Source organism: Paenibacillus sp. YYML68 (assembly GCF_027923405.1).
Taxonomy (GTDB): Bacteria; Bacillota; Bacilli; order Paenibacillales; family NBRC-103111; genus Paenibacillus_G.
In genome coordinates this window covers 3,625,666-3,637,661 of the sequence record NZ_BQYI01000001.1, presented here as the reverse complement: position 1 = coordinate 3,637,661, position 11,996 = coordinate 3,625,666, and the positions used below count along the sequence as shown (strand labels likewise).

The window sequence follows — 11,996 nt, the reverse complement described above, 5'->3', positions numbered from 1 at the left end:
GTAGAGGCGCTTCGCGCTGTGCATGCCGCAGTGCGAGGCGTTTGTCCAGACATGAGAAGTGAGGTGCACAATGAACAAATATATCGCGTGGCTTCTAACGCTGCTCTTGGGAGCGGGCTTGCTTCCCGTCTCTGCGAATGCACAGCAGCCACCTATGCTGAAGGTGCAGGCTGCTTCTGGCGTCATCGGAAGTGAGGCGGCTGTACAGATCGTCCTCCAGGAGGCGAACAAGCTCAAGACCTTGAATGTGAAGCTGAAGTATGACCCGTCTAAGCTGAGTCTGGATCAAGCTGATGTAATCAAGGGCGAAGGCTTCAATAGCGGCTGGATGTATGTCAGCCATGTGGAGCAGGAGGTGGGCCGAGTGAATGTGGTGGCCGTAAGTACGGAAGGCTTCCATGATCATGCCTCCAAGCACATTGCGACGTTGAAATTCACGATCAAGCAAGGTGCCGAGATCGGCACGACACCGATCACGGTCGAGCATCTGAACGGCTACTACGAGGTGTCGATTCCGGCTGGACTGCAGCACACGGCTGGTGCGGTAACGATTGAGACAACTCCAAGCACACCGCCTCCTGGTGACGGACAAGGATCAACGGACCAGCCGACGGATCAGCCTCCGGGCAGCAATTCAGGCGCGGGTGGCGTTCAGAACGGCACAACATTAACCCAGCAAGCGGTCGTGACGAACGGAACAGCGTCAGCGGTCATTACGCATGATGCGGTGAAGAAGCTCGTCGAGCAGCTAGGCAAGACGGCATCAACAGGCACAGGGAAGCCGAAGCTGCAGCTGCTGGAGATCAAGTCTGAGGTGAAGCCGGGCGAAGCGGTGACGAAGGCGCAGGTCAGTCTGCCGAAGGCGGCGCTCGCCGATGTGGCGAAGCTGAAGGAAACAGGGGTAGCCTTGACGACGCCGCTCGGCCGTATCGTATTCGACAGCAAGGCGCTCCAGGCTATAACACGGCAAGCGGGTGATAACATCTCCGTAACCGTAGAGCAGCCGCAGGTTGAGGATGTTGTAGGCCGTATGCCTGCGGAGAAGCAAGCGGCGATCCGGGAGCAGCTGGCCGGGCGACCGCTCTATGACTTCACCGTCTCGTCGGAGTCAGGTGAAATCTCGAAGTTCCAGGGCGGCAAGGCGCAGCTGACGCTGCCGTATGAGCTGCAGCCGGGCGAGAAGCCCAGCTCGATCAACGTGTACTACGTGAGTTCGGATGGGAAGCTGAAGACGGAGCGCGGACGTTATGACGAGAAGACGAAGTCGGTGCAGCTGACGCTGACACACTTTTCCACCTATGCGATCGGGTATCAAGAGGTTGCCTTCAAGGACGTAACAGGTAGCGACTGGTATGCAGACGCTGTCTCGTTCCTTGCGGCACGCAGCATTACGACAGGTGTAGGTGAGGGCCGATTCGCTCCGGAGCTCGCCGTTACGCGCGGACAGTTCGTCAAGCTGCTGCTGGATGCGTACGGTATCGAGCCTGTGGCAGGAGGCGATAACTTCGCAGATGCAGGGGATACGTGGTATACAGGGTACTTGGCGGCAGCGAAGCAGCTGAGCATCGCAAGCGGCACAGGCGCGAATCGATTCGAGCCCGAGCAGCCGATTACTCGTCAAGAGCTGATGACTCTCATGTACAACGCGCTGAAGGTGCTGGAGGAGCTCCCAGAAGGTCAAGGCGCTCCATTGTCCCAATATGCCGATCAGAGCGAGGTTGCTCCGTGGGCGAACGAGGCGGTCGCGTACATGGCACAGAACGGTGTCGTCTCCGGGTATGACGGTCGAATTCATCCGTCTTTAACTGCTACACGGGCACAGACGGCGCAGCTGATCTACAACTTACTGAGCTATTGACGGGAATAGGGACGAACGGTATAATACAAATATATCGAAACTAATTCCGATTTTAATGCATTATGTCTTTTATAACGGGATTTAGTTTCTTTGTTTCATAACGCGTATAGCTATTCGAAGAAGGGAGAACGAGTCTATATGAAAAAAGAAAGCGCTGCAACGATCCGCGCGAAGCAATATACGAAGAACAGCGACTGGTTCTGCGATTTCCGATATTCGCCTGTAACCGGTCTTGCATACGAGGAAGGCGTACACCGCCGCGATCCGTCCGCTGTCATTCTGGTCGGTGACACGTATTACGTCTGGTATACGAAGTCGGTCGGAGAAGCGCATGGCTTCAGCACTGGCGATCCGGACGCGAAGGTGTTCCCGTGGGATCATTCCGAGGTATGGTATGCATCGTCACCTGACGGTGTGAACTGGACCGAGCAGGGGCTTGCCGTCGGTCGCGGGCCGAAGGGCTCGTATGACGACCGCAGCGTATTCACGCCGGAGATTCTACATCACGACGGGAAGTTCTATCTGGTGTACCAGGTCATCGAAGGTCAATATTTGCTGCGCAAGTACGAGAATATCGCGATGGCTGTCGCCGAGGCTCCGCAAGGTCCATGGCGCAAGCTGGATGAGCCCATTCTCCGCCCTGCGATGAACGGCGAATGGTACGGCGATGACGACAACCGTTTGACCGTGAAGCATAAGGGTGACTTCGACAGTCTGAAGGTTCACGATCCGGTTCTCTTCTATTATAATAACCAATTCTATCTATATTATAAGGGCGAGCAGAAGGGCGAGGAGATGACGTTCGGCGGACGCACGACGAAGTGGGGCGTTGCGATTGCCGATCATCCAGAAGGTCCATACGTGAAGTCCGAGTACAATCCTGTGACGAACAGCGGACACGAGACGCTGCTATGGCATTACCGCGGCGGTATGGCGGGGCTGCTGTCGACGGATGGACCGGAGAAGAATACGATTCAATATTCGCACGACGGCATTAATTTCGAGATCGAAGCGGTCATTAAGAACCCGCCGGAGGCTGCTGGCCCGTTCCGTACACCGGATCACGACCGCAGTCCGCTCGAGGGCATACGCTGGGGCTTGTGCCACAACGTGCATTCCAAGTGGAATTACATTATGAAGTTCAGCATCGATGAAGAGTTCAAGCATTGCTATGCGAACAAGGTCAATCCAGAAGTGCTCTGGCTAGGCAAGAAAGCGAGAAAGGATTAATCCAGGTACAGGAGTCGGACTTCCTTCGAGAAGACCGGCTCCTTGCTTGTATGCAGGGGTGAGCCCCCACAAAAAAACGGACGCTGCGGGGCAGCGTCCGTGCATGCATGCTCGTCACTGATGCAGGCGAGCGGTGCAGTTCAGTATGGGAGTCTGGTGCGGCTCGGATGCAGCGATCAGGACAAGTAGATCGAGCGCATCGACGGCACGTAGCCAAGTCGCTTGGAGATGAGGGACGACTTCTCCTTCACGTGCGCCTCGATCTCCTCTTGCTTGTCGAAGATGCGGGCGGTCGGTCCAGCGACGCTGATCGCAGCGATCACCTTACCCGTATAGTTGAAGACAGGGCCTGCAATGGAGCTGAGGCCTTCGTCGTACTCCTCGCGGTTGATGGCGACGCCCTTCTGTCTGATCTTGCTGAGCTCCTGCAGGAACTGCTGGTGATCGGTAATCGTCGTCTCGGTGTACTTATGCAGCCCCTTCTCGCTGACGATCTGATCGACGGCTTCAAGTGAGAAGTAGGCCATGATCGCCTTGCCAAGTCCGGTACAGTGTACCGGGTTGCGCGAGCCGAGTATGGCGTTCATAATGACCGAGGACGTGCCGTCCACCTTATAGATGTAGATCACTTCGCCTTCATTATATACGGCGAGGAACGCCGTCTGCCCCGTCTGCGCGGCAAGATCCTGCAGATGAGGGATGGCCGCTTCTACGAGATCGATATTATGAAGTCCGGACATGCCGATCTCGATCGCCTTCAGACCAACGTAATATTTCTCCGTGGACGGCTCCTGCATGACGAAGCCCGCCTTCTGCAGCGTCTCTAATATACGGTGGGTGGTGCTCTTCGGTAATTGTGTCGCCTCTGACAATTCTCCGATTCCGACGCCGCCTTTATTCAGAGCAAGCTGCTCAAGCAGCATGAGAGCACGTTCGAGCGTGGAGTTGGTTTTGTTCAATTCTGCACTCATCGTAGCACCTTCCTCCTAAAACTATCTTATTCCGTTATTTTAAATAATGTTTCGTTATGAGTCAATGACATAAATAAAGTGGGTTAGTGTTCCGATTTTATGTTGACTAAATTGTATACATGTAATACTATTTTATTAATCGGAACGAATGTGTCCAGACTACTGAGTATAGAGGGTGAAGAAGATGGCTAATGGCAAACAGATTACAGATATCGTGACACAATACTTCCAGATCCCGCTGTCGGAGCAGCTGGGAGACGCAAGACATGGCATTCATTCTCACTTCGAATTAATTACAGTCACGATCGTGCAGGCCAATGGCGCCAAGGGCGTCGGCTACACGTATACAGGCGGTGTCGGCGGCCGAGCAATCTGCCACATGATCGAGCACGATCTGAAGCCGTTCATGCTGGGCAAGGATGCGAGCTGTGTGGAGAAGCATTGGGAGGAGATGAATTGGAAGATTCATTACGTTGGCCGCGGCGGCATTGCCTCCTTCGCCATCTCCGCCATTGATATCGCGCTGTGGGATTTGCGCGGCAAGAGCATGGATGAGCCGCTGTGGAAGCTGCTCGGCGGCAACGATAGCTCGACGAAGGCATACGCAGGCGCGATCGATCTCAATTTCTCGATGGAGAAGCTGCTTGCAAACATTCAGAGCTACATGGATCAAGGCTTCCAGGCTGTGAAGATCAAGCTTGGCCAAGAGCGGCTCATGGATGATATTGAGCGTGTGGCAGCTGTACGCGAGCTAATCGGCCCAGAAAAGGTGTTCATGGTCGATGCGAATATGAAGTGGTCGGTTGAAACCGCTATCAAGGCGGCGAAGCTGCTGACGCCTTATGATATTTATTGGCTGGAGGAGCCGACAATTCCTGATGATTACAGCGGCTTCAAGCGCATCGGTACCGAGGGCGGTCTGGCGCTGGCAGCTGGGGAGAATTTCCATACCGTATATGAGTTTGTTAATATGATTACATGCGGGAACATCGATTTCCCGCAGCCGGATGCGTCGAACATTGGCGGCATTACAGGCTGGCTCAAGGTGGCGAACCTTGCCTATGCGTACAACCTGCCGGTCTGCACGCACGGGATGCAGGAGCTTCACGTCAGCTTGATGTCGGCGATGCCGAATGCGTCGTATCTGGAGGTGCACAGCTTCCCGATCGATCAATATACGACGCGTCCGCTCGTCTTGAAGGACGGTAGGGCAGTCGCACCGGATGCGCCGGGTACAGGAGTCGAATTCCGCGCCGACCTGTTGAAGCCGTACGAGAGCTCGTTCTAGCAAGATTGGAATACCCGCTTAGAAGACAAATCTCAGCAATAATCTAATTCAGGGAGAGTGAATCGAATGAAAGCAGCGTTCTATGAAGGCGATAAGACAATTCAGGTCGGTGCGGGCTCGCGCAGGGAGCCGGGTGCAGGTGAGGTTGAGATCAAGGTAGCATACGCAGGGATCTGCGGTACAGACCTTCATATCTATCACGGACATATGGACCATCGCGTCACGAAGCCGCATGTGATGGGGCATGAGATGTCCGGCATTATTGAGCGTGTGGGCGAAGGAGTAACAGACTATAAGGCGGGCGACAAGGTGACGGTGATGCCGCTTGGACCATGCGGCGAATGTCCGGCTTGTCAGGATGGCTGCAGCCACATCTGTCACCGTCTGAAGTTCATGGGCATCGAGACAGATGGCGCGTTCCAGTCGTACTGGACCGTACCTGCGGGCACTCTGCTTCCGCTTCCGGACTCTCTGAGTCTGCAGCATGGCGCGCTGATCGAGCCGCTGGCTGTCGCTTGTCACGATGTGCGTCTCGGTCAAGTGGCGCCTGGCGATTATGCAGTCGTCATCGGCGGCGGTCCGATCGGCACGCTGATCGCGCTCGTGGCGCGTGCGGCTGGCGCGAAGGTCGTCGTAGCCGAGATCAATCCGTATCGTCTCGAGCTGCTCGCCGAGCTCGGCTTCGAGACGTGCAACCCGAAGGAGCAGGATCTGGTCGAGTATGTGCAGTCCGCTACCTCTGAGCGTGGGGCAGATGTCGTATTCGAGGTCACGTCGTCGGTAGCTGGCGCTGAGGTGATGACGAAGCTTCCGAAGGTGCGGGGCCGTATCGTCATCGTCGGTATATTCAGCAAGCCGGTGCCGGTTGACCTGCATCGCTTCTTCTGGAGAGAGCTGCAGCTGGTCGGCGCACGCGTATACGAGCATGAAGACTTCGCGAAGGCCATCGAGCTGTCGGCTAGCGGCGTACTGCCGCTTGAGAAGGTCATTACAGAAGTATACCCGCTGGAGCAGATTCAGTCCGGCTTCGAGAAGATGGAGTCTGGCGGCAGTGTGATGAAGATTCTGATTCAATGTGACTAATGATTGTACTCTGGAACCTGTTATTTCAGGAGGAGCTGGTAAACGAATGAAGCTGGAGCTATACAAAGCATTATGGGGCATGAGCGGCACGTTCCACGAGATGCTCTGCAAGGCAGCGGAGGCTGGCTACGACGGTATTGAATCACCCCTGCCTGCGCCAGAGCGTGAGACAGAGTTCCGCAATGCGCTTGAGCACTATTCTCTACAGTACATTGCCCAAGTATTCACAGCAGGGGAAGATCATGCAGCGAGCTTGAAGGAGCAGGTGGAGCGTGCAGCTACGTTCAAGCCTGTCCATATCGTATCGCACAGCGCCCGAGACAAGATGAGCGAGCTGGAGCAGGATCGCTTCTTCGAGCAGGCGCTGAGGATCGAGGCTGACCACGGGATCGTCCTTGCCCATGAGACGCATCGTCACCGCTCGATGTTCGCACCATGGACGACGGCTCGCTTGCTGCGCAAATTCCCAGAGCTGCGCCTTACCGCAGACTTCAGCCATTGGACGAACGTGTGCGAGTCTCTGCTGCATGACATGGAGGAGGAGCTCGCGCTTGCGATCCGTCATACGCATCATATTCATGGACGTGTCGGCTTCAGCCAAGGACCGCAGGTGCCGCATCCGGGAGCGCCGGAATATACGCTGGAGCTGGAGCGGTTCGAGGGCTGGTGGAAGCAGATGCTCGATATCCGTGCGGCTCAAGGTGAAGCGGTCACGACTGTAACGCCTGAATTCGGCCCTGTACCATATATGCATACGCTGGCGTTCACGAATCAGCCTGTAGCCAGTCAGTGGGACGTGAACGAATGGATGGCTTCCCGCTTCCGTGAGCTATTCGCAGCTTCGAGAGCGTAGGATTATCCTTGCTACATCATGATAATGAGAGTGCTGGTAGCTGCACCCGGTTTCTTGAGGAAGCCGGGTGTTTGTGCGTCTGTATGTTCAGACCTTCGGCATAATGACCAGCTCAGAGTTCATTAATATTTTAATAGCATCTGGTTAAGATATTCTTAATGGTTCCGAAGATGCTTCTTCTATAATAAGAAGTGTAGAGAAGAACATATGACATGAAGGGGGAAATACAATGAAGAAGAAAACAAGATCGTTTGCCCTTCTCGCAGCCTTGCTCGCATTCTCGTCTGTTGTTAGCGCTTGCGGCGGAGGCAAGGAGAGCACAGGTAATCAAGCTGGTGACCAAGGCGGTAAAGAGGGTACAGCGAATTCTGGTAAGGTCGTGGAGATCGTAGCTTGGGATATGCCGCAGGATGGTGATGTGCTCAAGCCGTTCTGGGAGCAGACGTTCAAGGAGTTCGAAGCGAAAAATCCGAACATCAAAATCAAGCACGTTGCACCGACGCTGACGAAGGAGCGCGAGCAGTTCATGACCGCGGTCGTCGGCGGTGAGCAGCCGGACCTGTACAACAACGCATTCCCGGATATGGAGTCGTACATCGATAAGGGCATCCCGGCCGATATTACGAGCCTGTGGCAGCAATACAAGGAGAAGGACAAGTTCCTTCCATCCGCCATGGCTGCAGCTACAAGAGACGGCAAAATATACGGTATTCCGAGCTTCATGTATGTGACAGGACTTGCCTATAACAAAAAAATGTTCGCAGACGCAGGTGTAGATGCGAACGCAGCGTTGAAGGACTGGAATTCGTTCGGTGAGGCTGCACAGAAGCTGTCGAGCGCGGATAAAGGCACCTACGGCTACGCGCTGCTCGGGATGGATTGGGCCGACTGGTTCTTCGAGTATTACGTCTGGCAGGCGGGCGGCGACTTGACGGAGCGTCAGAAGGATGGTTCTGTGAAGCTGACCTTCACCAGCGAGCCAGCGGTTCAAGCGCTGCAATATTACAAGGATCTGAAGTTCAAGTACAAGGCGACGCAGAAGAACGTCGTTCAGAGCCTGGATGAGAACTTGAATGACTTCTACCAGGGACGTGCGGCATCGATGATCTCAGCGTCTAACTGGTTCGGCAACATGGTATCGAACGGCATGGACATTGAGAACATCGGCTTCTCTGCGCTTCCAGCAGGTCCAGGCGGATCGTCTCCGGCACAGGTAGGCGGCGCGATCTGGATTCTGAACCCGAAGGCATCGCCTGAGAAGCAACAGGCAGCGTTCCAGTATGCGACGTACCTCGTGTCCAAGGAAGTGCAGGACAACCTGCTCAAGTACCAGAGCGAGAACGGCATCTTCCCGAATCTCTTGAACGTGCGCAGCGACGTTGACGCTTCCGATCATGTGAAGGGCATGCCGGAGGAGCTGGTGAAGAACGTACAGAAGGCAGCGGACGAAGGTCGCCTCGAGTACTTCCTGAAGGCACGTCTTAGCCCTTATGTCGTGAAGGCGATTCAGCAAGTATTGCTGGAGGATGGTCTTGATCCGAAGAAGGTGATGCAGGCTGCTCAAGATCTTGCGCAGCGTGAGGTTGCTGATAAGTATAATGCAGAAATAAAAAAATAATAGAGGGCGGGATTCCTCCAGCCGGAGGAGTCCCGATCTACTATTCACGGATGGGGTGAGGCTTCTATGCAACGAATGTTCAATATACGCTGGGTTCCGTTTTTATTCTTATTTCCGTCAGTAGTATGTTACGTGCTGTTTAAGTATTATCCGCTGTTGAACATGGTGTATATTAGCTTGTTCGATTATAGCATGATCAATCCGCCGGGCCATTTTGTTGGGTTTGACAATTACACGGAGTTTTTGGCATCCTCTACGTTCTGGCAGGCGGTGTCGAATACGTTCATCTTCTTCGTTCTCTATATGGTGCTCACGTTCTGGATTCCGATCGTGCAGGCGTTGTTCCTGACGGAAATTCAGAAGGGCAACGCCTTCTTCCGCTTCATGTACCAGCTGCCGACGGTGATGCCTGTTGTCGCTGGCGTGCTCGTGTGGAAGTGGATGTATAATCCGGACTTCGGTCTGCTGAACTATTGGCTCGGTCAAATCGGACTCGGTCCGTACTTGTGGCTTAATGATGCGAGCATGACGAAGCTCGCGATCGTGCTGCCTGCTCTGTTTGCTGGTAACGGTATCTCCTTGCTGCTGTATTATGCAGCGATTAAATCGATCCCTGTGGAAATTCTGGAGGCGGCCAAGGTAGATGGGGCCGGACCGTGGAAGCGGATGTGGACGATGCTGCTGCCGAACATTAAGTTCATCATCGTCATCCAATTCATCGCGTTCATGTCCACCGTCCTGCTCGCTTACGATCACATATACATTATGACGCAAGGTGGTCCGGCGGGTACGACGACGGTCGTATCGATGCTGGTCGTCGATTCGGCGTTCCAGCAATCCCGCTTCGGCGTGTCGGCTGCGATCTCGGTATTCATGTTCATCGTCATCGCCCTACTGACAATTGTGCAAAATAAAATTTCCGAAGAAAAGGACTGAGCCGGATGAAACCAACCTCAAAGCCTGCAACGCAAGAGAACGTTCAAGCTTCTCAGTCCCGAATTCGGGAAAAAGGAAGCAAGTCGCTCAAAATAACAGCGTATGTCGTGACCATCTTCTTCATGATTAGTGCGGTCATTCCGATTCTGTGGATGATGTCGTCTGCGCTGAAGACGGAGAAGGAGATCAACTCGTATCCGCCGAAGTGGCTGCCGACCGTGCCGTCCTCGCTTCAGGTTACGATTGATTATAGCGGTCAGCCGCTCCAGGATGAGCTGTACTACGAGATTGATTCGATGGAAGCCTCTTGGTATCCGTGGATGAAAAATATTCGCGAGAGCATCGGCGAGGTGATCGTAACCGGTGTGCGTGACGGCAAGATGCTCTATCGCGCCGAGACGATCTCTGCTTCGTTCTTCGTCGGCCAATCGCGTATCGTACCGACGACGATCTTCAACGAGAAGATGATGGAGCGTAAGCTGCCATTAATTCGGGAGAAGAGCTACTCGTCCTTCGAATGGATGGGCGCTGAGGGGAAGGCGGCCGATGGGGCAGCGACTACAGCGACCGATGGCTTGGCCAAGCGCTTCTCCGACTTCTACGGCTCGAGCAAGCTGATCGGCGGCAAGGTGACAAGCATTGCAGAGCAGCCTGCCTACTCCCGTATGCTCGACAGCTTCATTGCGCTCAACAAGTTCGCTGTCGATACGGCTGGACCGCGCGGCTTCGCACAATATTTCCAGAATAGCGCTATCATTACGATCGCAAGTGTGCTCGTACAGATGATATTGGGCGGTATGGCTGGCTATGCGCTGGCGCATCTCATTAACAGCAAGAAGTGGAAGTTCTTCTGGGTCATGTTCTTCCTTGCGACGATTATGATTCCGGATATATCGCTGCTGCTGCCGTTGTACCTGTTGATGAAGGACCTCGGACTGACGAACTCGCTTCTCGCCGTCATTTTACCGCATACCGCATGGGGTATTGTTATCTTCCTGTTCAAGGGCTTCTTCGATCAACTCTCGAAGGAAGTGCTGCAGGCTGCGCGCATTGACGGCGCCTCCGAGTTCCGTACGTTCTCGCAGATCGTCGTTCCGCTGTCGGTTCCGATCTTCACGACGGTGGGAGTGATGACGTTCATTCCGGTCTGGAACGAGTTTCTGTGGCCGCTTGTCGTCAATAGCGATGCACAATATTGGACGTTCACCGTTGCGCTGAATGATCTGCAGAATCAGCCTGCGGTCATGCAGAACATGCTAATGGCGAGCTCGCTCATCTCGATGCTGCCGCTGCTGGTGATCTTCCTGTTTGCCCAGAAGTATATCGAGAAGGGTGTAGCCTTTACGGGAGTGAAGGGGTAACTGAGCAGAGGATGTGACAGACGATGGTGAACAAGGTCGCGATGGTGACTGGAGCTGCGAGCGGCATTGGTCGGGGGATAGCCGAGGTGCTGCTTCGCAGCGGGTATCGTGTAGCGGTGCTGGACTGGAATGCCGAAGATGGCGAGCGTGTGCTCCATGAGTGGTCTGCTTACGGCGAGCAAGTGTGCTTCATAAGGACGGACGTGTCCAAGGAGGCGGATATTGGCTCAGCTGTTGAGCAGACGGAGCGGCAGTGGGGGACCATCGATGTGCTGGTCAACAACGTAGGCACGCATTATTACAAGCCGGTCGAGGACGTAACGCTCGCCGATTGGGAGCGCGTCATGACGACGGATCTGAGGGGATATTTCCTGCTCATTCAGCGCGTCTTGCCGATCATGAAGCGGAGCGGAGGCGGGTCGATCATCAATATTACGTCGGTTCATGCGAATGTCACCTTTCCGAATTATTCGACCTATGCGGCGATCAAGGGCGGTGTCGTCGCAATGACCCGCAGCATGGCGTTGGAGTTCGCACCACATCGCATTCGCGTGAATGCAATCTTACCCGGCTTGACCCGGAATGCAGGAATTGATCGATATCTCGCCTCATTCACACCAGAGGAACGTCAGAGCAAGGAACACGAGATGACGAGCAGCATTCCGCTAGGACGAATGGCCGAGCCGCAGGACATCGGGGAGGCGGTCGCATTCCTCGCAAGCGACAAGGCTTCATTCATCACAGGCGCTTCGCTCGTCATTGATGGAGGCGCTTCCGTTCGCCTTCATAGCTGAGGCA

The 11,996-nt window shown here is 54.6% G+C and carries 10 protein-coding genes; 9 read left to right on the top strand and 1 reads right to left on the bottom strand.

The genetic code is table 11. The features are described from left to right. The first annotated feature begins 70 nt into the window (after nucleotides 1-70). The gene (locus PAE68_RS16370; protein WP_281888687.1) at nucleotides 71-1,858 is read left to right on the top strand and encodes an S-layer homology domain-containing protein; all 1,788 of its coding nucleotides are present in this window, start codon (nucleotides 71-73) and stop codon (nucleotides 1,856-1,858) included. A gap of 138 nt (nucleotides 1,859-1,996) precedes the next feature. Further along, a complete protein-coding gene (locus tag PAE68_RS16365) occupies nucleotides 1,997-3,088 on the top strand; it encodes a glycoside hydrolase family 117 protein (protein ID WP_281888685.1) in 1,092 nt (363 codons plus the stop codon). Between the two features lie 176 nt (nucleotides 3,089-3,264). On the opposite strand, the gene PAE68_RS16360 is transcribed toward PAE68_RS16365, so the two are convergent. Next, complete coding sequence (locus tag PAE68_RS16360; protein WP_281888683.1) at nucleotides 3,265-4,059, bottom strand: IclR family transcriptional regulator; 795 nt, start codon at nucleotides 4,057-4,059, stop codon at nucleotides 3,265-3,267. 184 nt (nucleotides 4,060-4,243) lie between these two features. Here PAE68_RS16360 and PAE68_RS16355 point away from each other — a divergent pair, with 184 nt between their 5' ends. From PAE68_RS16355 to PAE68_RS16325, 7 genes are all read left to right on the top strand, one after another. Beyond that, nucleotides 4,244-5,347 (top strand): mandelate racemase/muconate lactonizing enzyme family protein, encoded by a 1,104-nt coding sequence (locus PAE68_RS16355; protein WP_281888681.1) that lies wholly within the window; start codon nucleotides 4,244-4,246, stop codon nucleotides 5,345-5,347. A gap of 66 nt (nucleotides 5,348-5,413) precedes the next feature. Further along, nucleotides 5,414-6,430: a zinc-dependent alcohol dehydrogenase gene (locus PAE68_RS16350; protein ID WP_281888679.1), complete on the top strand. Its 1,017-nt coding sequence runs from the start codon at nucleotides 5,414-5,416 to the stop codon at nucleotides 6,428-6,430. A gap of 46 nt (nucleotides 6,431-6,476) precedes the next feature. Further along, complete coding sequence (locus PAE68_RS16345; RefSeq protein WP_281888677.1) at nucleotides 6,477-7,283, top strand: sugar phosphate isomerase/epimerase family protein; 807 nt, start codon at nucleotides 6,477-6,479, stop codon at nucleotides 7,281-7,283. Nucleotides 7,284-7,512: 229 nt separating this feature from the next. After that, nucleotides 7,513-8,901 (top strand): extracellular solute-binding protein, encoded by a 1,389-nt coding sequence (locus PAE68_RS16340; RefSeq protein WP_281888675.1) that lies wholly within the window; start codon nucleotides 7,513-7,515, stop codon nucleotides 8,899-8,901. Nucleotides 8,902-9,033: 132 nt separating this feature from the next. After that, nucleotides 9,034-9,837, top strand: coding sequence for a carbohydrate ABC transporter permease (locus PAE68_RS16335; protein ID WP_281888673.1), 804 nt, complete (start codon nucleotides 9,034-9,036; stop codon nucleotides 9,835-9,837). 5 nt (nucleotides 9,838-9,842) lie between these two features. Continuing rightward, nucleotides 9,843-11,198 (top strand): carbohydrate ABC transporter permease, encoded by a 1,356-nt coding sequence (locus tag PAE68_RS16330; RefSeq protein WP_281888671.1) that lies wholly within the window; start codon nucleotides 9,843-9,845, stop codon nucleotides 11,196-11,198. A 23-nt stretch (nucleotides 11,199-11,221) separates the two neighbouring features. Beyond that, on the top strand, nucleotides 11,222-11,992 hold the full coding sequence (locus PAE68_RS16325) for an SDR family NAD(P)-dependent oxidoreductase (protein ID WP_281888669.1): 771 nt from the start codon (nucleotides 11,222-11,224) through the stop codon (nucleotides 11,990-11,992). Nucleotides 11,993-11,996: the final 4 nt, after the last annotated feature.

Excerpts from the sequence above, each read along its gene's own strand:
- PAE68_RS16350 (WP_281888679.1), top strand. The coding sequence starts at position 5,414 with ATGAAAGCAGCGTTCTATGAAGGCGATAAGACAATTCAGGTCGGTGCG.
- PAE68_RS16360 (WP_281888683.1), bottom strand. The coding sequence starts at position 4,059 with ATGAGTGCAGAATTGAACAAAACCAACTCCACGCTCGAACGTGCTCTC.
- PAE68_RS16325 (WP_281888669.1), top strand. The coding sequence starts at position 11,222 with ATGGTGAACAAGGTCGCGATGGTGACTGGAGCTGCGAGCGGCATTGGT.
- PAE68_RS16345 (WP_281888677.1), top strand. The coding sequence starts at position 6,477 with ATGAAGCTGGAGCTATACAAAGCATTATGGGGCATGAGCGGCACGTTC.
- PAE68_RS16330 (WP_281888671.1), top strand. The coding sequence starts at position 9,843 with ATGAAACCAACCTCAAAGCCTGCAACGCAAGAGAACGTTCAAGCTTCT.
- PAE68_RS16355 (WP_281888681.1), top strand. The coding sequence starts at position 4,244 with ATGGCTAATGGCAAACAGATTACAGATATCGTGACACAATACTTCCAG.
- PAE68_RS16370 (WP_281888687.1), top strand. The coding sequence starts at position 71 with ATGAACAAATATATCGCGTGGCTTCTAACGCTGCTCTTGGGAGCGGGC.
- PAE68_RS16365 (WP_281888685.1), top strand. The coding sequence starts at position 1,997 with ATGAAAAAAGAAAGCGCTGCAACGATCCGCGCGAAGCAATATACGAAG.
- PAE68_RS16340 (WP_281888675.1), top strand. The coding sequence starts at position 7,513 with ATGAAGAAGAAAACAAGATCGTTTGCCCTTCTCGCAGCCTTGCTCGCA.